General features: G+C 57.5%; 20 protein-coding genes and 3 tRNA genes. 9 read left to right on the top strand and 14 right to left on the bottom strand.

Features of this window, described 5'->3' with window-relative positions:
• Window positions 1–3: 3 nt before the first annotated feature.
• Window positions 4–876, top strand: coding sequence for a 3-hydroxyisobutyrate dehydrogenase (gene mmsB / locus ACR0K9_RS04530; RefSeq protein WP_480821120.1), 873 nt, complete (start codon window positions 4–6; stop codon window positions 874–876).
• Between the two features lie 109 nt (window positions 877–985).
• Window positions 986–1,384: a hypothetical protein gene (locus ACR0K9_RS04525; protein WP_480821118.1), complete on the top strand. Its 399-nt coding sequence runs from the start codon at window positions 986–988 to the stop codon at window positions 1,382–1,384.
• A gap of 5 nt (window positions 1,385–1,389) precedes the next feature.
• On the opposite strand, the gene uvrA is transcribed toward ACR0K9_RS04525, so the two are convergent.
• The 4 genes from uvrA to ACR0K9_RS04505 form a co-directional block, all read right to left on the bottom strand.
• Window positions 1,390–4,248: an excinuclease ABC subunit UvrA gene (uvrA, locus tag ACR0K9_RS04520; protein WP_480821116.1), complete on the bottom strand. Its 2,859-nt coding sequence runs from the start codon at window positions 4,246–4,248 to the stop codon at window positions 1,390–1,392.
• Window positions 4,249–4,356: 108 nt separating this feature from the next.
• Window positions 4,357–4,923 carry a methyltransferase domain-containing protein gene (locus tag ACR0K9_RS04515; RefSeq protein WP_480532621.1) on the bottom strand — a complete coding sequence of 189 codons (567 nt, stop codon included), beginning with the start codon at window positions 4,921–4,923 and terminating at the stop codon, window positions 4,357–4,359.
• 82 nt (window positions 4,924–5,005) lie between these two features.
• Window positions 5,006–5,082, bottom strand: a tRNA-Asp gene (locus ACR0K9_RS04510).
• 45 nt (window positions 5,083–5,127) lie between these two features.
• A tRNA-Asp gene (locus tag ACR0K9_RS04505) sits at window positions 5,128–5,204 on the bottom strand.
• A gap of 494 nt (window positions 5,205–5,698) precedes the next feature.
• Here ACR0K9_RS04505 and ACR0K9_RS04500 point away from each other — a divergent pair.
• Both ACR0K9_RS04500 and ACR0K9_RS04495 read left to right on the top strand, forming a co-directional pair.
• A complete protein-coding gene (locus ACR0K9_RS04500; protein ID WP_480821114.1) occupies window positions 5,699–7,579 on the top strand; it encodes a M10 family metallopeptidase C-terminal domain-containing protein in 1,881 nt (626 codons plus the stop codon).
• 150 nt (window positions 7,580–7,729) lie between these two features.
• Window positions 7,730–7,804: transfer RNA gene (locus ACR0K9_RS04495), tRNA-Val, on the top strand.
• A gap of 44 nt (window positions 7,805–7,848) precedes the next feature.
• Here the strand turns inward: ACR0K9_RS04495 and ACR0K9_RS04490 are convergent.
• The 5 genes from ACR0K9_RS04490 to ACR0K9_RS04470 all read right to left on the bottom strand — a co-directional run bounded on the left by ACR0K9_RS04490 (window position 7,849) and on the right by ACR0K9_RS04470 (window position 13,454).
• Window positions 7,849–8,076, bottom strand: a complete 228-nt coding sequence (locus ACR0K9_RS04490) for a hypothetical protein (RefSeq protein ID WP_480821112.1) — start codon at window positions 8,074–8,076, stop codon at window positions 7,849–7,851.
• A 136-nt stretch (window positions 8,077–8,212) separates the two neighbouring features.
• On the bottom strand, window positions 8,213–10,621 hold the full coding sequence (lon, locus tag ACR0K9_RS04485; RefSeq protein ID WP_480532627.1) for an endopeptidase La: 2,409 nt from the start codon (window positions 10,619–10,621) through the stop codon (window positions 8,213–8,215).
• Between the two features lie 234 nt (window positions 10,622–10,855).
• The gene (locus ACR0K9_RS04480) at window positions 10,856–11,266 is read right to left on the bottom strand and encodes a DUF6636 domain-containing protein (RefSeq protein WP_480821110.1); all 411 of its coding nucleotides are present in this window, start codon (window positions 11,264–11,266) and stop codon (window positions 10,856–10,858) included.
• An 82-nt stretch (window positions 11,267–11,348) separates the two neighbouring features.
• On the bottom strand, window positions 11,349–12,479 hold the full coding sequence (gene tgt, locus ACR0K9_RS04475) for a tRNA guanosine(34) transglycosylase Tgt (RefSeq protein ID WP_480821108.1): 1,131 nt from the start codon (window positions 12,477–12,479) through the stop codon (window positions 11,349–11,351).
• Window positions 12,480–12,542: 63 nt separating this feature from the next.
• Complete coding sequence (locus tag ACR0K9_RS04470; protein WP_480821106.1) at window positions 12,543–13,454, bottom strand: nucleoside hydrolase; 912 nt, start codon at window positions 13,452–13,454, stop codon at window positions 12,543–12,545.
• Between the two features lie 174 nt (window positions 13,455–13,628).
• On the opposite strand from ACR0K9_RS04470, the gene ACR0K9_RS04465 reads away from it, so the two are divergent.
• From ACR0K9_RS04465 to ACR0K9_RS04455, 3 genes are all read left to right on the top strand, one after another.
• The gene (locus tag ACR0K9_RS04465; protein ID WP_480532633.1) at window positions 13,629–14,519 is read left to right on the top strand and encodes an SPFH domain-containing protein; all 891 of its coding nucleotides are present in this window, start codon (window positions 13,629–13,631) and stop codon (window positions 14,517–14,519) included.
• Entirely contained in the window at window positions 14,519–14,797 is a 279-nt protein-coding gene (locus ACR0K9_RS04460) for an NfeD family protein (protein ID WP_480821104.1), read from the top strand. The genes ACR0K9_RS04465 and ACR0K9_RS04460 overlap by 1 nt, the downstream gene beginning before the upstream one ends.
• A gap of 95 nt (window positions 14,798–14,892) precedes the next feature.
• Window positions 14,893–15,255: an SUF system Fe-S cluster assembly protein gene (locus ACR0K9_RS04455; RefSeq protein WP_480821102.1), complete on the top strand. Its 363-nt coding sequence runs from the start codon at window positions 14,893–14,895 to the stop codon at window positions 15,253–15,255.
• A gap of 219 nt (window positions 15,256–15,474) precedes the next feature.
• Here the strand turns inward: ACR0K9_RS04455 and ACR0K9_RS04450 are convergent, their stop codons facing one another.
• Complete coding sequence (locus tag ACR0K9_RS04450; RefSeq protein WP_480821100.1) at window positions 15,475–15,801, bottom strand: hypothetical protein; 327 nt, start codon at window positions 15,799–15,801, stop codon at window positions 15,475–15,477.
• 160 nt (window positions 15,802–15,961) lie between these two features.
• Here ACR0K9_RS04450 and ACR0K9_RS04445 point away from each other — a divergent pair, with 160 nt between their 5' ends.
• Together ACR0K9_RS04445 and tpiA are read left to right on the top strand one after the other, a co-directional pair.
• On the top strand, window positions 15,962–16,327 hold the full coding sequence (locus tag ACR0K9_RS04445; protein ID WP_480821098.1) for a HesB/IscA family protein: 366 nt from the start codon (window positions 15,962–15,964) through the stop codon (window positions 16,325–16,327).
• 108 nt (window positions 16,328–16,435) lie between these two features.
• Window positions 16,436–17,185: a triose-phosphate isomerase gene (tpiA, locus tag ACR0K9_RS04440; protein ID WP_480821096.1), complete on the top strand. Its 750-nt coding sequence runs from the start codon at window positions 16,436–16,438 to the stop codon at window positions 17,183–17,185.
• Window positions 17,186–17,194: 9 nt separating this feature from the next.
• Here the strand turns inward: tpiA and ACR0K9_RS04435 are convergent, their stop codons facing one another.
• From ACR0K9_RS04435 to ACR0K9_RS04420, 4 genes are all read right to left on the bottom strand, one after another.
• Window positions 17,195–17,641, bottom strand: a complete 447-nt coding sequence (locus ACR0K9_RS04435; RefSeq protein ID WP_480821094.1) for a nucleoside deaminase — start codon at window positions 17,639–17,641, stop codon at window positions 17,195–17,197.
• A gap of 66 nt (window positions 17,642–17,707) precedes the next feature.
• Window positions 17,708–18,019: a DMT family transporter gene (locus ACR0K9_RS04430; protein WP_480821092.1), complete on the bottom strand. Its 312-nt coding sequence runs from the start codon at window positions 18,017–18,019 to the stop codon at window positions 17,708–17,710.
• Between the two features lie 151 nt (window positions 18,020–18,170).
• Entirely contained in the window at window positions 18,171–19,547 is a 1,377-nt protein-coding gene (locus ACR0K9_RS04425; RefSeq protein WP_480821090.1) for a TRAP transporter large permease, read from the bottom strand.
• Entirely contained in the window at window positions 19,547–20,224 is a 678-nt protein-coding gene (locus tag ACR0K9_RS04420; protein WP_480821088.1) for a TRAP transporter small permease, read from the bottom strand. Before ACR0K9_RS04420 ends, ACR0K9_RS04425 begins: the two co-directional genes overlap by 1 nt.
• Between the last annotated feature and the right edge of the window lie 19 nt (window positions 20,225–20,243).

Genomic DNA, 20,243 nt, shown 5'->3' with positions numbered 1-20,243 from the left:
GGGATGAAAATCGCATTCATTGGACTGGGCAACATGGGCGCCCCGATGGCCGCCAATCTGGCAGCAGCCGGGCATGAGGTGGTCGGCCATGACATGGCAGACGTATCGGTCGACGGCGTGGCAATGGCCCCGACTGGGGCCGAGGCTGCATCGGGTGCAGAGGCGGTCATCACCATGCTGCCCAACGGCCAAATCCTGCGCGCCGTGGCGGACGCGATCATCCCGGCCATGACACAGGGCGCGGTACTGATCGATTGCTCAACCGTGGATGTCGACAGTGCCCGCGCCGTCGCGCAGCAGGCCGTGAGCGCAGGCCTTCAGGCCGTCGACGCTCCGGTGTCGGGCGGTATTGGCGGCGCGGCTGCCGGTACTCTGACCTTCATGGCCGGAGGCTCGGACGACGCCTTCGCCAAGGCCGCCCCCCTCTTTGACATAATGGGCCAGAAGGCCGTGCATTGCGGAGAAGCCGGTGCAGGTCAGGCCGCGAAGATCTGTAACAACATGATCCTCGGCGTCACCATGATTGCCACCTGCGAGGCCTTTGCGCTGGCGGACAAGCTCGGCCTGGATCGGCAAAAGATGTTTGACGTGGTCAGCACGTCGTCGGGCTATAGCTGGACGATGAACGCCTATTGCCCTGCCCCGGGTGTCGGCCCAACAAGCCCGGCAGACAACGGCTATCAACCCGGATTCGCAGCCGAACTGATGCTCAAGGATCTGCGCCTCAGCCAACAGGCGGCAGACAGTGCCGATGCGGATACCCCGATGGGTCAGGTGGCAACCGCGCTTTACGAACAGTTTGTCGAGAAAGAAAACGGGCTGGGCCAGGATTTCAGCGCAATGCTACCGCGATTTGAGAAGCGCACCCGTTCCTAGAACTCGTTGCGGCGGAAAACCGCACAGCTCTGGAAAATCCAGAGGCGCGCCCTTAGGTGATTGGGTATTGTCGACCCGCGACAACTCATACATGCCGGAGCGCGCCTTTATGAAATCTCTGATCAACATTTCCATGATTGCTTTGCTCACATTGAGCCCCGCTGTTGCATTGGCCGGGAACGGCAATGGAAAAGGTAAAGGCAAAAACAAATCTAATTTTCAGGTCGAACGGGTCGCGCCGAAATCTGGCGTGGCACGTAGCAATGCCGTACATTGCCCTCCGGGTCTGGCCAAAAAGGCAGTCCCGTGTGTGCCACCCGGCCAGGCCAAAAAGCTTTATCGGACGGGCGACCGGCTAGATGACTACATTTGGATCGATGATCCATATCGCTATGGGCTGCGGCGCGGTGGCAATTATGTGCGCGCAGGCGACTATGTATATAAAATCGATCCCGAAACTCACAAAGTGCTGAACCTTATCGGCGCTGTTGCCGATATCCTGTATTAAGGCCGCTATTCTGCGGCCACTCGCTCGGCATTCAGCATCGGCTTGAGGTAACGCCCGGTGTGGCTGCGTTCGACTGCGACCACATCCTCGGGCGTTCCGACGGCGACGATTTCACCGCCCCCGTCACCGCCCTCAGGGCCGATATCGATAATATGATCCGCCGTTTTCACCACATCCAGATTATGTTCGATCACCACAACTGTATTGCCCTGATCGACCAGTTCATGCAGCACTTCCAACAGCTTGCGCACATCTTCGAAATGCAGCCCCGTGGTCGGTTCATCAAGGATATACAATGTGCGCCCGGTCGACCGCTTACTGAGCTCCTTCGACAGTTTCACCCGCTGCGCTTCGCCGCCTGACAGAGTCGTCGCCTGCTGACCGACCTTGATATACCCCAGTCCAACCCGCGCCAAAGCGTCCATCTTGTCCCGGATCGACGGCACGGCCTTAAAGAACTCCTGCGCGTCTTCCACAGTCATATCAAGCACATCCGCGATGGACTTGCCCTTGAACTTGATCTCAAGCGTCTCGCGATTGTAGCGCGCGCCTTTACAGGTTTCGCAGGTGACATAGACGTCGGGCAGGAAGTGCATCTCGATCTTGATGACACCGTCGCCCTGACAGGCCTCGCACCGGCCGCCCTTGACGTTGAAGCTGAACCGACCGGGTTTGTACCCCCGCGCCTTGGCCTCCGGCAGCCCGGCAAACCAGTCCCGAATCGGAGTGAAGGCCCCGGTGTAAGTCGCTGGATTCGAACGCGGAGTTCGTCCGATGGGCCGCTGATCGATGTCAATCACCTTGTCCAGATGCTCCAGCCCCTTGATCGTCTCGCAGGGCGCTGGTGTCTGTCGCGCCCCGTTCAGGCGCATCGAGGCGGTTTTAAACAGCGTCTCGATCGTCAGGGTCGACTTGCCGCCCCCGGAAACGCCGGTCACGCAGACAAACTTGCCCAGCGGGAATTCAGCCGTCACGTTTTTCAGGTTGTTGCCGGTTGCCTTGACCACCGTAACCTTCTGCTTCTTGCCCTTGCGGCGCTCGGCAGGGACAGCGATCTCGCGTGTGCCCGACAGGTATTGGCCGGTTATCGAGGCCGCATCGCCGGCGATATGCTCGGGCGTGCCATGGCTGACCACCTGCCCGCCATGCACACCTGCACCGGGACCAATATCAAAGACGTAATCCGCTTCGCGGATGGCTTCTTCGTCATGCTCAACCACAATCACCGTATTGCCCTGATCACGCAGGTTTTTCAGCGTGCCCAACAAACGGTCATTGTCGCGCTGATGCAGACCGATGGACGGCTCGTCCAGCACGTACAGCACCCCGGTCAGGCCCGAGCCGATCTGGCTGGCCAGACGGATACGCTGGCTCTCGCCACCTGACAGGGTACCACTTGAACGGGACAGCGTAAGGTATTCCAGACCCACGTTATTCAGGAACCCGAGGCGTTCGCGAATCTCTTTCAGAATGGCCCGTGCGATTTCATTCTTCTGTACGCTCAGATGGTTCGGCGCGTCCTCGACCCAGGCCAGCGCCTCGCGGATCGACATCTGCACCACCTGCCCCACATGCAGACCCGCAATCTTGACGGCCAGGGCTTCGGCGCGCAGGCGATAACCCTCGCAGGTGCCGCAGGGGCGATTGTTCTGATAGCGTTCGAACTCTTCACGAATCCAGGCGCTGTCGGTCTCGCGATAACGGCGCTCCATGTTTGGAATGACGCCTTCGAAGCTGCGGGTGACCTGATAGACCCGCCCGCCTTCGTCATAGCGGAACTGGATTTCCTCATCGCCGGAACCGCGCAGGAACACCTGCTGCACCTTCTTGGGCAGGTCCTTCCACGGCGTGTTCTTGTCGAACTCGTAGTGCCGGGCGATGGCTTCGATGGTCTGCAGGAAATACGGCGATTTCCCTTTGCGCCACGGCGCCAGCGCCCCGTCATAGAGTTTCAGGGTCTGATCTGGCACCACCAGCCGTTCGTCAAAGAACAGCTCGACCCCCAGTCCGTCACAATCCGGGCAAGCTCCGAAGGGCGCGTTGAACGAAAACAGTCGCGGTTCGATCTCGGGGATGGTGAAGCCACTGACCGGACAGGCAAAATTCTCGCTGAATGTGATCCGCTCAGGGTCGCCTTCCTTTAGCGCGGTTTCCAGAATGGCGATACCATCGGCCAGATCCAGCGCGGTGCGCAGGCTGTCGGCCAGCCGGGTTTCCATGCCTTCGCGCACCACCAGACGGTCGACCACCACATCGATATCGTGGCGGAACTTCTTGTCCAGCGTGGGCGGCGTATCAAGCTCATAGAACTCACCATCCACCTTGACGCGCTGGAACCCCTGCTTACGCAGCTCCAGGAACTCTTTCCGATATTCACCCTTGCGATCACGCACGATGGGGGCCAGCAGATAACCGCGTGTGCCCTCCTCCATCGTCATAATACGGTCGACCATGTCCTGCACCTGCTGCGCTTCAATGGGCTGGCCGGTGGCCGGGCTGTAAGGCGTTCCGGCGCGCGCGAACAGCAGACGCAGATAGTCATAGATCTCGGTGACGGTGCCCACGGTCGAACGCGGGTTCTTCGAGGTAGTCTTCTGTTCGATTGAAATCGCCGGGGACAGGCCGCTGATGTGATCCACATCGGGCTTTTCCATCATGTCCAGAAACTGCCGGGCATAGGCCGACAGACTTTCGACATAACGGCGCTGCCCTTCGGCATAGATGGTGTCAAACGCCAGCGATGACTTGCCCGAGCCCGACAGGCCGGTGATCACCACCAGCTGATCGCGCGGAATATCCACATCGATGCTTTTGAGGTTATGCTCGCGCGCGCCGCGCACCTCGATATTCTTCAGCTCAGCCATTTCGGCCCCCAACAACCAACGCCTCTCAGAAATAGGCGAGCGACGGTGAGTCTCCAACCATAAATTTAGAACAAAGTGTGAACAAGCGGATTTTCGGTCAATCCCTCGCTAACCTTCAGATTTGCGCGCGATCGCCCACGCGCAAATCGGAAAGGCAGGATCATTTTCCAGATCATCCGTCTGGGGATCATAGACCGGAGGCCAGTCCGGTTCGAGGTTTCGCAGCGCTGCCTGCCGGTTGCCCCATTGCTCGGCCCGGATTTCAGCGGGATCGAACCCGCATTCGATCAGCAGATTGCGCAAACCGCGCTCGGACCAGCGCGAACAATCATAAGGGGCCGCATGGAACGGGACGAAAAACGGCACGGCCAGCCAGAAATAGCCGCCGGGGCGCAGCATCTCTTGCACGTTTAGCGTCGCCTCGAATGGTCGGTCCAGATGCTCCCAGACCTGATTAGCGAGAACAAGGTCGAACGTCCTCACCTGCCCCCGCTCATCAAGCAGCGGGCCGGTGCAGATGTCATGATCATTGCGCCAGGCCTGCTCATAGCTGCGAAAGCCGAACTGATTGCCCCACGAACCAGAAATTTCGACCGCGTCCAGCTTTGACGGATTCAACTCGCGAATCCACTGACGGCTGCGCCGCGCCATGATCACCCGGTTTAAACTTGTCACTGCAGCCCTCGGTCGTTTTGAAGGCAATACAACATGACATTGCCGACTTGTCAGCGCAGATTTTCGAATTTGTAGGGGAAAATGGCGCGGTTGACGGGGCTCGAACCCGCGACCCCCGGCGTGACAGGCCGGTACTCTAACCAACTGAGCTACAACCGCGCATCTATTTTCGTGGCCTTTATCCTGGACCAAGGACTGCAGCGATGGCGCGGTTGACGGGGCTCGAACCCGCGACCCCCGGCGTGACAGGCCGGTACTCTAACCAACTGAGCTACAACCGCCCGCTGCACGTTCGTTGCTGAACGTTGGGGTGTATTATGGCCACGCTCGGGCAGCGTCAAGCGGCGTTTTGAAGTTTTTTATCTGCATCCTCAAAATTGCTGGATCGACTGCAGTTTTTTCCCTGAAACTACCCTGCTGCGGTTCGTTGCCATACTATGCTGTGATTCACTTCATACGGCCCGAAGTAAGTCAGATTATTTGAGGTTTATGCATAGTGTATGCTCAAGCCTTTTCAACAAGACAACATAACGTTGAATTCGACACTATTTGCCTTAGTGCGGCCCCAATTCTCATTGAGAAACAGGCCGCAACCCATTGCTGAATCTGTTTACAATTCCGAGGGTCAAGATTGAATCTGAGAATCGGCCATAGGATCCTTATTTAGGATGAAGACCCAAATTTGCCTCAAGAAATCCAACGAAATCGTCCGGCACGACATGCTTCGGCACGCGCGTTGAGATGATCTGAGAAAAAGTGACAGTGCGGAAGTAAAATGGCAGTAGTTACAGTGAATTACCCGGGTGAAGACCCGACCGGAGACGTTTATGTTGATAGCCTGATCTGGGGAACATCTTGGAATGTAGATACGAACCAGGGCGGCCCGGAAGGTGTCATTACATACTCGTTCGATAATGGAACGCTGGGTAACCGCAAGTTCGCTGGTTATATGAAAGAAGCGGTACGTAAGGCATTTGAAGTTATTGACAATTACATCCCGGTGACGTTTCAGGAAGTCGGGTTCCTGCGAAGCAATGGCCAACCCAGGCAATCCAACCTGACTTATGTACTGGAAACAGAAGACGCTTTGGGTGGTTTGGGATATCATCAGGTACCCGGAGACGAGCCATTTTTCGAAGACAGTTTTGGGTTGGGTGCCCTGATCGGGGCATTTGCCGGCGACAGCATATACTTTTCCGAAGAGGGGCTGCAAAAAGGCGGACTGGGCTTTGAGGTGATCATGCACGAAATCCTGCATGGTCTCGGACTTGCGCATCCACATGATAACGGCGGTTCTTCTTCAATCTTTCCGGGTGTTACCAGCAGCACCGGCGACTACGGAACAGATGGGCAGAATCAGGGCGTGTTCACGATCATGTCCTATAACAGCGGCTATCCCACTGAGATCGAACCGATGTACTACGACATCGGCAGTTCCGCGACTCCGATGGCCTTGGACATCGCTGCATTGCAGGCCATTTATGGCTCCAAACAGTTTAACACGGGTGACAACGTTTATAATATCAAAGGCCAAAACCAAAAAGGTGTCGGCTGGCGAGCGATCTGGGACACCAACGGTGAAGACACGATTTCAGCCAAGGATGTCAGCCGCAATGTTGTTATCAACCTGAAAGCAGCCGACCTGGGTGGAAGCGACGCGGGTGGCTCACCTTCTTACGCCAAGGGCATTCAGGGCGGGTTTACGATCGCAAATGGTGTTGTAATCGAGAATGCCATCGGTGGGTCAGGCAATGACCGGATCAAAGGAAACAGCGCCGACAACGAACTGTTCGGGAGGAACGGCGAAGACAAGATATATGGCCGCGATGGCGACGATCTTATCAAAGGACACGACAAGGACGATACTTTGTCCGGAGAGAATGGGTCCGACAGAATTTACGGTGGAAATGGCAGAGATACCATTCTGGCGACAGAAGGCGATGGCAACGACCACATAAATGGTGGTGATCACACTGACTGGCTTATCTTCTCTGGAAATTCGTCGATAACGGTCGATCTCTCGCGAACGGACAGGCAGGATACTGGCGCCTCTGGCAACGACAGAATCCTAAACATCGAAAACGTCGAGGGCGGTGAGGGATCTGACCACCTTAGCGGTACCGGCGGAGCCAATATTCTGAGAGGTATCCAAGGCGGCGATACGCTAAGCGGCAAGAGTGGAAGCGACAAGCTTTATGGCGGCAGTGGAGATGATGCGCTGCATGGTGGCCGCGGAAAAGATCGCCTGTATGGCGGCAATGGCGAGGACACTCTGATCGGTGGGTACGGGAAAGACCAGTTGTTTGGCGGAGACGATACAGATCACTTTGTTTTCAGATCTACAAAAGACAGCGCGCTTCTGAAAACGAAGAATACCGATGTTATCAGGGATTTCGAAGTTGGCGTCGACAAAATTGACCTTAGTGCGATCGACGCAAACAGTGCAACGGAAGACGATGATGCGTTTGTTTTCAATGGCCAGACCCGCACCAGTACGTCCGAAGAAGGCGAGATCTACTTTAAACGGGTGAATAATCCTGGTCAGGACAATGACTATACTCTGGTTATCATCGACACAGATTCGGACAGCTCTGCCGAGATGATGATCCAGTTGAGTGGTCTGCATAATCTAACTGCAGACGATTTCATTCTGTAGCTGCCAAAGATTTCAGTGCTTTTGGGGCGCATGTTCGAACACGCGCCCTCGTTCTGTCGGCTCGGAACACCGGATGGCCAGCCACGGTGTGCTAATTTGATTTCGACCCCCTTGCGGGCGACCCAAAGTCTCTGTACTAGACGGCCTCATGGGTGATTAGCTCAGTGGTAGAGCGCTTCGTTCACATCGAAGATGTCAGGAGTTCAAATCTCTTATCACCCACCATTCTTTCTTTTGAATCAAGCGACACCGGTCATCGTCGCCGGCCTCTAGCCACCGATATAGACCCCCGTTCTGGGCCGGTAGAATATCTTCTGATCATGAAGCCTGCCCAAAAGCTCGTGCATTCTGCGGACGAAATCTTCACGTGTCATCCGGTCGTCGCCAGTTTCATCGGGATGTTCCAGGGATTTCGAGGCAATCGTCTGTCGCAAGGCCTCTTCAATCAGATCCATATCATCAACCGACAGCTCAAACAGGTCGTTATACTGGGGCATCTCGCGTTCTCCTGACATTGATGAATATTCAGGGTGCTACGAGCAGCATTCGTTTTCCATCTTTTTTAGCAAAGACGAGGAAATGAATTGACGCACAAAGAAAAAGGCGGGGTCAGTGCCCCGCCTTTTCATCTTCTCAATGTGCTGTCGCTGATGGCCCTGTGCCTTCCGCCGCTTTCGCTGCTGCGGCAGCCGCTTCCTCGGCGGCTTCGTCCCATTCCACCGGCTCTGGCTCGCGGATCAGGGCGTGCTCCAGAACTTCGGAAACATGTTTTACAACAATGATTTCCAGCCCTTCCTTCACGTTATCGGGGATGTCCGCCAGATCCTTCTCGTTCTCTTCAGGAATGAGAACGGTCTTGATCCCACCGCGCAACGCGGCCAGCAGTTTTTCCTTTAATCCGCCGATTGGCATCGCGTTGCCGCGCAACGAGACCTCACCCGTCATGGCGATGTCCTTGCGTACCGGAATGCCCGTCAGGACCGAGACAATCGACGTCACCATCGCCAGACCGGCGCTGGGGCCATCCTTGGGCGTTGCCCCATCGGGCACGTGCACGTGGATATCGATCTTGTCGAACTGCGGCGGTTTCACCCCGATCTGGGGCGAGATCGACCGTACATAAGACGAGGCCGCGTCGATGGATTCCTTCATCACATCGCCCAGCTTACCGGTGGTCTTCATCCGCCCTTTGCCGGGCAGTTTCAGAGCTTCGATATGCAACAAGTCACCCCCGACCGAGGTCCAGGCCAAACCGGTGACAACACCGACCTGATCGTCCTGTTCAGCCAGACCATAACGGAACTTGGGCACACCCAGGAACTCATCCAGATTGTCCGGCGTCACAGTGACCTCTTCCGCCTCTTTCTTGATGATCTTGGTCAGCGATTTCCGCGCCACTTTGGCGATTTCGCGTTCAAGGTTTCGCACGCCCGCTTCGCGGGTATAGGTACGGATGATCTTTTGCAGCGCCTCATCGGTCAGCTCAAACTCCTTGGCTTTCAGACCATGGTTCTTGACCTGTTTGTCGATCAGGTGCTGCTTAGCGATCTCGCTCTTTTCCTCTTCGGTGTAACCAGCCAGCGGGATGATCTCCATCCGGTCCAGCAGAGGCCCGGGCATGTTGTAGCTGTTCGAGGTGGTCAGGAACATCACGTTGGACAGGTCATATTCGACCTCCAAATAGTGGTCCATGAACGTGCTGTTCTGTTCCGGATCCAGAACCTCCAGCATTGCCGAGGCCGGATCGCCACGGAAATCCTGCCCCATCTTGTCGATTTCATCCAACAAGATCAGCGGGTTCGTGGTTTTCGCCTTTTTCAGCGCCTGGATGATTTTGCCGGGCATCGAGCCGATATAAGTCCGACGGTGTCCACGAATTTCGGATTCGTCGCGCACGCCACCCAGCGAAATACGAATGAACTCACGCCCCGTCGCTTTCGCAACGGACTTACCCAGCGAGGTCTTACCCACACCCGGAGGGCCAACCAGACACAAGATCGGGCCTTTCAGCTTTTTCGAACGCTGCTGAACCGCCAGATATTCAACGATCCGTTCCTTGACCTTCTCAAGCCCATAGTGATCGGCGTCCAGAATATCCTGCGCGCGGCCCAGATCCTTTTTGACGCGGGATTTGGTGCCCCATGGTAGCGACAGGATCCAGTCCAGATAGTTGCGCACAACGGTCGCTTCGGCCGACATGGGCGACATGTTCTTGAGCTTTTTCAGCTCGCCCTCGGCCTTCTCGCGCGCTTCCTTCGACAGCTTGGTCTCAGTGATCTTGGCTTCCAGTTCGGCAACCTCGTTGCTGCCGTCCTCGCCATCACCAAGCTCCTTCTGAATGGCTTTCATCTGCTCATTCAGATAGTATTCGCGCTGCGTCTTCTCCATCTGAGATTTGACGCGGGTCTTGATCTTTTTCTCGACCTGCAGAACTGACATTTCGCCCTGCATCAGGCCATAGACCTTTTCAAGCCGCTCGCTGACCGAGAGCGTCTCAAGCAATTCCTGCTTCTGTTCAACCTCGATGCCCAGATGACCTGACACAAGATCCGCCAGTTTCGCGGGCTCGGTTGTCTCGCCCACGGCGGCCAGCGCTTCTTCGGGGATGTTCTTGCGCACTTTGGCATAGCGCTCGAACTCATCCGCAACCGTGCGCAGCAGCGCTTCGGTGGTGGTGACGTCGCCGGGAATTTCGGTCAGATATTCGGCGCGGGCTTCAAAAAACTGATCGTTTTCAAGAAATTCCGTGATCTGCACACGCGCCTGCCCCTCGACAAGCACCTTCACGGTGCCATCGGGCAGTTTCAGCAGTTGCAGCACGTTGGCCAGAACGCCCGAGCGGTAGATACCGTCGATTTCGGGATCATCCTCACCGGGATCAATCTGGCTGGACAACAGAATTTGCTTGTCATCCTGCATCACCTCTTCCAGAGCGCGGACCGATTTGTCACGGCCTACGAACAGCGGCACGATCATGTGTGGAAACACCACGATATCGCGCAGCGGCAGGACGGGGTATGAGGAATTCAGAGGCTCTTGCATGCTCTATCCTTATCATTGGCAAGACGGCACCGGTCCCTTTTCAAGGCAACCTTCGGCCATCTCCTGTCTTGGACGATAAAGGTGGGGCACCTGTTCCCCTATTTCAACCTTACCGCCATCTGTCGTGAGGCAGCATGACGCGATGATTTAGGGACTGCAAGGCATCGCGCCAACATATCCACCGTTTTTGCAGTTTGTACGCCTCACGGACGGGTCCTGAGATACAATCTCGCGCTAAAACACCTTTTGGACGGCGCGTGACAAAAAGAAACCGTGCCCGACCTCGTTTTTGCACTCCAACCCCTTTTTGGACGAGTGGCAGACAAACCCTCCGAACTGTCCGGTGACCCCATAATCCGCGCGGTCAAATCCGTCACGGGTGCGGACTAAAGGTTGGCACAGCATGCGAACCGCACCTTGATTGGTCATGAAGAAATCGTGCCCCCAATCCGAATTGCAGTTCGCCGGTTTAGGCAACGCAGGCGCGCCCGAGCGTTCGATAATTGTGCAGGTCAGGTCCGAGGTGCCGGGTTCCTCTCCCACAACGCACTGAATGTTTTCCGATGGTGTCTCGAACGTCCAAACATCCGCTTGTACGATGGACGCCAGAAACAATGTTAAGAAAATAGCTATGAAACGAGGCATTAAGCCCTCCTGAACAAAACAAGAAAATTATTGAAATAAACTGTCGTCAGGATAGCAGAAAACGCGTTGTTTGTCACCGCTCTCAGAGCGGGTCGATATCGCCCTGCGCGCGCTGCGCGTGGAACTGTGCCTGCCAATCATCGAACGTACCGGACGCGATCGCGCCGCGCATACCCTGCATGATTTCCTGGAAATAGTGCAGGTTGTGCCAGGTCAGCAACATGCCCGAGATCATCTCGTTCGAGCGGAACACATGATGCAGGTAAGCGCGGGAATAGTTCGAACAAGCCGGACAACTGCATTGCTCATCCAGCGGGCGCGGATCGTCGGCGTGGCGGGCGTTCTTGATATTGACCACACCGTAGCGCGTGAACACCTGCCCCGTGCGGCCCGAGCGCGACGGCAAAACGCAATCCATCATATCCACGCCACGCGCGACGGCGCCGACGATATCGTCAGGCTTGCCGACCCCCATCAGATAGCGCGGCCTGTCTTGCGGCAGGAATTCGGGTGCGTAGTCGAGGCAATCAAACATCGCCTCCTGCCCCTCGCCCACGGCAAGGCCGCCAATGGCATAGCCTTCGAACCCGATCTGCTTCAGCGCCTCGGCGCTTTCTTCGCGCAGGTCCCGTTCCAACCCGCCCTGCATGATGCCGAACAGCGCGTGTCCCGGACGGTCGCCGAACGCTTCACGCGATCGCTCGGCCCACCGCATCGACAAACGCATGGATTCCGCGATTCGATCCCGATCCGCAGGCAGCGCCGGGCATTCATCGAAACACATCACGATGTCCGAGCCCAGCAGCCGCTGGATTTCCATCGACCGTTCCGGCGTCAGTTCATGTTTCGACCCATCCACATGTGATTTGAAGGTCACACCCTTCTCGGTCAGTTTTCGCAGGCCGGCCAGCGACATCACCTGAAACCCGCCGGAATCCGTCAGGATGGGGCGTTCCCAGTTCATGAACTTGTGCAGCCCTCCCAACCGGTCGATCCGTTCGGCCGTGGGGCGCAGCATCAGGTGATAAGTATTGCCCAGCAGAATATCCGCCCCAGTGGCGCGCACGCTTTCCGGCATCATCGCCTTGACCGTTGCCGCCGTCCCCACGGGCATGAATGCAGGTGTCCGCACGTCTCCGCGCGGCGTGCTGATCACGCCGGTACGGGCCTTGCGGTCGGTGGCTTTCAGGTCGAAAGAAAATCGCTGAGTCATGATTTCGCCTTGGGTCGCTGAACCGGGCAGGCTTTGCCCGATCCGCAGATGCAATGCAACCCGTCAGGGCAGCGAGGCGACGCGCTCGGTAAACAAGCGCACAACCCCTGCCCCATCCACATCGCGACACACCCGAACCGGAGGGCGCGCAGTGTCCGGTCGCGTCGCGCCGATCTCGGGGTCGTCAAGCGCCACGCTCAGGCCGGTTTCGACAGTTTCGAACATCGGCTCATGGGTGCAGGCGATCACTGCGGTCGAGTCGTGCAGGCCGCAGCCCTCAAGCCCGCCAACCTCTTTGTAGAACTTCAGATAGAAGCGTGAGATGTCCCGCAAGAAGCCCCCCATATTCGGCGAGCGTTGGGCCAAAGCCTCAAAATCTGCGGTCTCATAGAGGGTCTTCAGCGTGACATCCAAACCAACCAGCACGGTGGGCGGCGGCGCGGCAAAAACCTCATCCGCCGCTTTGGCATCGTGATAAATGTTCGCTTCGGCGTGCTCGGTGATATTGCCCGGACAGAACACAGCCCCGCCCATGATGACCAGTTTGCCAAGATTGCGCGAAAACTCGGGGTCCAACCGGATCGCGTTTGCGATATTTGTCAGTGGGCCGACTGCACAGACCACCAGCTCTCCGCGATGTGCGCGGGCCATTTCGACCAGAAACTCTGCGGCGGGCAGAGCGTGGTTTTCTCCGATCTCTTCAATATCAGTCAGATCGCCAAAACCTTCAGGACCATGCACATGCTCTGAGGGGGAATGAGCGGCCTCTCCAAGCGCAAATGGCGCACCTTCAGCCACGGGAATGCCCAAACCCAGCTTATCCACCAGAAAGCGCGCGTTGCGGCTGGATTGATGCACATGGGTGTTGCCGAACACGGTGGTCAGGCCGATCAGGTCAATGTCATCGGCGGCGGCGGCATAGGCGATGGCCATTGCATCGTCGATGCCGGGGTCTGTATCGATAATCAGTTTCATCCCTTCCGATACCGCAAACACCAGCGGGATGCAAAGCGGACACAACACGGAATTTCTGTCCGACGTGTACGCGTTCAAATACTTGCATTCGTCCCCGCACAATCCATACCAGAGTTGAAATCGGGCGACTCAATCCCCAAATGTATACCAATGTACACAAATAATGAGGACAGTATGACAGAAGACCAGATTATCGGACTGCTTACATCAAACATCATCTACCTGCTGGCGGCGGCTCTTGTTGCGATTGTCATCTTCAAGGGCATCAAGATCGTACCCCAATCCGAGAAATACGTGGTCGAACGGTTCGGCCGCCTGCATTCGGTGCTTGGCCCCGGGATCAACTTTATCGTTCCCTTTCTGGATGTTGCGCGCCACAAGATATCCATCCTTGAACGTCAGTTGCCGAATGCAACGCAGGATGCGATCACCAAGGACAACGTGCTGGTGCAGATCGACACATCGGTTTTCTATCGTATTCTTGAGCCTGAAAAGACGGTCTACCGCATCCGCGACGTGGACGGAGCGATTGCCACAACCGTGGCCGGTATTGTCCGCGCCGAGATCGGCAAGATGGACCTGGACGAAGTGCAGTCGAACCGCGCGCAACTGATTGAACGCATTCAGGAAAGCGTCGAGACCGCCGTCGATGACTGGGGTATCGAAGTGACCCGTGCCGAGATTCTGGACGTAAATCTGGATCAGGCAACCCGTGATGCTATGCTGCAGCAGCTGAACGCCGAACGCGCGCGCCGCGCGCAGGTGACTGAAGCCGAAGGCCAGAAACGCGCGGTCGAGCTGCACGCGGATGCCGAGCTCTATGCCGCGGAACAGACTGCCAAAGCCCGCCGAATCTCGGCCGAGGCCGAAGCTTATGCGACTCAGGTCGTGGCCAAGGCCATTCAGGACAACGGCTTGGAAGCCGCACAGTATCAGGTCGCTCTGAAACAGGTCGAAGCGCTGAACGCGCTGGGCAATGGCACCGGCTCGCAGACCATCGTTGTGCCCGCAAATGCGCTTGAAGCGTTCGGCAATGCCTTTAACATGCTGAAAGGAGGCAAATGATGGCCGATCCCTTCTGGCTGACATGGTGGATCTGGCTGGCCGGGGCGCTTGCGCTGGCCATCCTCGAAGTTGCGTTGCCCGGCTTCATCTTCCTTGGCTTCGCCATCGGCGCGGCCATTACCGGAGTGGTATTGCTGATCCCCGGCCTTGCGCCATCCCTGCCTGTCCTGTTGCTGATCTTTGCGGTTCTTTCACTGGCCTCCTGGCTGGTGCTGCGCCGCATGTTTGCGCTGCCTCACGGGCAGGTCAAAACGTTCAATCACGATATCAATGATTGACCGGTCGTGGCGTCCGAAACTGGCGCCACGGCCCCTCTGGACGCTGCCCGGCACTTTCCCTATATAATTTCTCAGGTAACAGACCCGAGGCTTAGATGACCTATCCCAGTGAACAGTTCGAAGGCAGCCCGCTGATCGCGCCCTCGACCATCGACCATCCGCTGTACGAAACGGTGGTCGAAGCCTGCCGGACGGTATTTGACCCCGAGATTCCGGTCAATATCTACGACCTTGGCCTGATCTACACGATCGACATCACCGGCGAGAACGCCGTTAAAGTCATCATGACCCTGACCGCACCCGGCTGCCCGGTCGCTGGTGAAATGCCCGGCTGGATCGTTGAAGCCATCGAGCCGGTGGCAGGTGTCAAGGAAGTCGACGTCGAACTGACATGGGAACCACCCTGGGGCATGGAAATGATGTCAGACGAGGCCCGGCTAGAGCTTGGCTTTATGTAAGCCTCTGCTCTGACCATAATATTCATCGGTTTGTCACAAAACGATTAAGTATCTGTCATCGTTTCGTTTGTTCTTCGACACAAATGACCGGCAGTTTTGCGGCGCACGCATATGCCGTCCCCGCTGTGCCTGCGCTCCGGGCAATGACTGATGACCGTCCCCCAATGATCTGACCCGGATTTCAGACCGCCCTTGCCCGAGGGCGGTCTTTTTTGCGTCCTATTCGACGCCGCAGGTCGATTTGATCTCGGCGGCGCGTGCGTCCAGTTCCTTGATGTAGTCGCCCGATAGCATCTTGAGATGCTTGTTCTCGGTCCCGGTAACCAAGCCCAGCAAGGCACCTGCAGGCAGAATCGAGACCACGCTTTCGACCTGTTGGTCCTCGGCATGTTTTTTCTCGGCCGCAATCGCGCGCAGATCTCCGGGTGCCGTGGCGCAATTGACCGGATGACGTTTTGTATCATCCGCAGCCATCGCCGGGTAAGCCAAGCCGCAACAAATCATGGCTGCCACTATGGGTTTGATGATCCCGCACCGTTCTGCCATCTGTTCTGACCTCTCACTGTGATATGCCCGCCTCGCCACGCTAAAGGCATGCGACCCCCGGATACAACCCGGATCAGAGAGTGTATTTGCACACGCAATGCCTTGAGCCCGGCGACTGTCGGACTTAGATTAAGGGCAACGCGCGAAAACGGAGCCCACGATGTTTGGCATTCCCGGCAAACAGGCCGTGACCATGACAGAAAAAGCCGCTGAACAGATTGTTCGGCTGATGCAGTCCGGCGGCCATGCCGGTCTGCGCATCGGTGTGAAAAAAGGCGGCTGTGCCGGCATGGAATACACCATGGACTATGTCGATCAGGCCGATCCGAATGACGAGGTGGTCGAACAGGATGGTGCACGCGTGATGATCGCACCCATGGCGCAGATGTTCCTGTTCGGAACCGAGATCGATTATGAGGTCTCGCTGCTTGAATCCGGGTTCAAGTTCCGTAACCCGAATGTGGTCGATGCCTGCGGCTGCGGCGAATCGATCAAGTTTGACGAAAGCCTGCCGACGCGGTCCTGAGGCCCTGCCCGGTTGAAACAGGCGATTCTGCTGCGCAACCGAATTGTCAGCCTTTGCCGACAATGATATCCGATCACCAACATACCGAACACGTTGGGAGATTTGGACATGCGGCGGAAGCTGGCGGCTGGAAACTGGAAAATGAACGGAACCGGCCCTGCGCTGAGCGAGCTTGAGGCGTTGACGGCAAATCACCCTGCCCCGTCGGTCGATATTCTGATCTGCCCCCCTGCCACATTGCTGAGCCGTGCTACGGCCCTGACCGATGGCAGCGGGATCACCGTGGGTGGTCAGGATTGTCACGCGGCGGACTCGGGCGCGCATACCGGTGATATCAGTGCCGGTATGCTGGTGGATGCCGGGGCAAGCGCGGTCATTCTGGGCCATTCCGAGCGCCGCGAGGATCACGATGAGCAGAACGAAGATGTCCGCGCCAAAGCCCGCGCTGCGATGGATGCCGGTCTGAAGGCGATCATCTGTGTCGGCGAAAGCCTTGAGCAGCGCGAGGCCGCCAACACGCTGGATATCATCGGCGGCCAGATGTCGGGCTCGATCCCGGATCAGTCGACCGGTGAGAACCTGATCGTGGCGTATGAGCCGATCTGGGCCATCGGCACCGGCAAGGTTCCGACGCTGGAAGAGATCGGCGAGGTCCATGATTTCATCCGCGCCCGTCTGGAACGCCGTTTTGGCGAAGGCGTCGGTCGCTCGGTGCGTCTGCTGTACGGCGGATCAGTGAAACCCGGCAATGCCGCCGAGATTTTTGCTGTTTCAAATGTGGACGGAGCCCTGGTGGGCGGCGCAAGCCTGAAGGCCGCCGATTTCTCGGGTATTATTCAGGCGCTCGAGGGCGCCTGATAACCGGCGCTACTCGGCGATATCCTCGGCCCAAAGCTCAGGCTTATCTTCGATAAAGCGCTTCATCAACGCGATACAGTCGGGGTCGTTCGCGACAATGACCTCGACCCCGCGACTACGCAGGAAGTCTTCGTTGCCACCGAAGTTCCGGTTCTCGCCGACCACAACGCGCGGGATACCGAACTGAACGATGGTGCCCGCGCACATCATGCAGGGCGACAAAGACGTATAGAGCACCGTATCCCGGTAGGTTTTCTGCCGCCCGGCTTTGCGCAAAGCATCCATCTCGCCATGCGCAATCGGGTCGCCGCCCTGAACCCTTTGGTTTCGTCCGCGCGCCACCACCTCGCCGCCACGGGCGAGAACCGAGCCAATGGGGCAGCCACCCTCATCAAACCCGGCTTTTGCTTCATCATAAGCGATACGCAGTAAGCGGCTGTCGGTTTCAGTCAGCATCAGGGATGATCCTTGGTTCGGGCGCCCACCGAAAGCCTGCCCAATGTCGCCCATACCGTCAACGGATCAGGCCAGCTTCATGGTCACGATCCCTGCAATGATCAGCAGAGCCGCCAGAATACGCATCGGCGTCAACGCTTCGCCCAACAGCGTAACCCCCACCACGAAAGCCCCCACAGCACCGATGCCCACCCAGATGGTGTAGGCAGTGCTGAGCGGCAGGTCCCGCATCGCCAGAGCCAGCAACCCGAATGACCCGATCATGGACACACCCATGATCGCAGTGGGCAAAAGCCGCGTGAATCCAGCGGATTGCTTCATCGCACCCGCCCAGACAACTTCAAGAATTCCGGCAATAAGCAGCATGATCCATGCCATGAGATGACCCCTTGTCAAAGCGGGTCGTCCCGCATGATCTACCCGAGTTGGGGAGGTCGTCCTCTGCCATTCAGATAAGCATCCGCGCGAGCGTTTCAAGGCATGAAAATGCCGGGCAGTCGCAACCGCCCGGCGATACGGGTCAAGCCCGCTAGTTGGTTATGATTTCCGGCCCCATGAAGGTGTTGGGCAGGAAAGTCGATATCCACGGGATATATGTCACCATAATCAGGAAGACGAACAGCACGGCCAGGAACGGCAGCGCCGCCTTTACCACGCTCATCATCGGCATCCCCGCCACGCCCGAGGTCACGAACAGGTTCAACCCGACCGGGGGCGTAATCATCCCGATCTCCATGTTCACCACCATGATGATGCCCAGATGGATCGGGTCGATGCCCAGCTCGATGGCAATCGGGAAAACCAGAGGTGCTACGATGACCAGCAGGCCCGAAGGCTCCATGAACTGGCCGCCGATCAGCAGGATCACGTTCACCACGATCAGGAAGGTGACCGGCCCCAGACCCGCCGACAGCATGGCGCTCGCGATATGCTGGGGAACCTGTTCATCGGTCAGTACGTGCTTCAGGATCAGCGCGTTGGCGATGACGAACAACAGCGTGACGGTCAGTTTCCCGGCCTCAAACAGCGTGTGCTTGGTGTCCGGGTGGAAAAAGGCCGTGACCAGCGCATAGGGCTTCTTGAGCAGCGAGATATTCTGCGCATCGCCTTCGGTGCTAAGCGGCCCCATATCCTTGTAGACAAAGCTGGCAATCAGAAAGGCATAGACGGCGGCCACCGCGGCGGCCTCGGTCGGGGTGAAGATACCCCCGTAGATGCCACCCAAAATGATCACGATCAGGAACAGGCCCCAACCGGCTTCGCGCGCCGAGGTGAAGACCTCGCCCCAACCCTTCCAGTCACCCTTAGGCAGGTTCTTGACCTTGGCCATGACGTAGATGGTGATCATCAGCATCAGACCAGCCATCAGACCCGGAATCACACCCGCCAGGAACATCCGCCCGACCGAGACCTCGACCGCGGCGGCATAAACCACCATCACGATAGAGGGCGGGATCAGGATGCCCAGCGTACCGGCGTTACAGATCACACCGGCGGCGAATTCCTTGGAATAGCCCACCTGCCGCATCCCGGCGATGACGATGGACCCGATGGCCACCACGGTTGCCGGAGAAGAGCCCGACAGTGCTGCAAACAGCATACAGGCGAACACGCCCGCAATCGCCAGACCGCCGGGCAGATGCCCCACGCAGGCAATCGAGAACCGGATGATCCGCCGCGCCACCCCGCCGGTCGTCATGAAGGACGAGGCCAGAATGAAGAACGGAATGGCCAGCAGGGTAAAGTGACCCTCGAACGCTTCGAAAAGCGTACCCGCGACCGAGGCCAGAGAGCTGTCGGAATAAATCAGCAGGAACAGGGTTGAACTGAGGCCAAGGGAAACCGCAATCGGAACACCGATCAGCAGCAGGCCAACAACCATCGAAAACAGAAGTACGACGTCCATCAGTCATGCTCCCCCTGTTGGGCGCGGACCTCTTCGATCTCGTCCTCGACCTCGTGACTGGCGACAAGACGATCCGCCTCACCGCGCCAGATCTGCACTCCGACCTGCGTAAAGCGGATCACAAGCAGCAGCATGGAAACGGGCAGCACCAGATAGGGTATCACCTTGGGCAGTTTCTCGTACCCTTCGCCATAGTTGATCAGGTCTTCCAGAAAACGCAGCGGCGCGACCATGGGAATGTCATCGACTTCATAAAAGCTCTGGCTGCGTGCGCTCATATCGAATCCGGTCGGAAACCAGCGGCCCGAGGTGGGCGGCAGGTCGGCAAACACGGCCCAATAGTCATACGAGCCCTTCAGCAGCAGCAGCGAAAACACCAGACAGCATCCAACCGCGATCAGCGCCAGTATCCGGCGCGGCGCTGGGGCCAGCATGTTCAGGATCGCATCTACCCCCAGATGCGCGTGTTTCTTCACCGCATAAGAGGCCCCCAGAAGCACCAGCCAACCGAAGGTGAAGACCGTCAGCTCCAACGCCCACAAAATATTGGAATTGAACACAAATCGCGCGATCACGTTGGCAAAGGTGATGATCGTCATCAGCCCCAACAGTAGCGCAATCAATGTCTCTTCGATTTGGTCGGCCAGCCCGCTTGGGCCGGGTTTCGCACCAGACATTTCTCTGTCCCCGCATTTT

The sequence above is a fragment of the Ruegeria sp. L12 genome (genome assembly GCF_056531745.1).
This window is presented reverse-complemented; position numbering and strand designations above follow the sequence as displayed.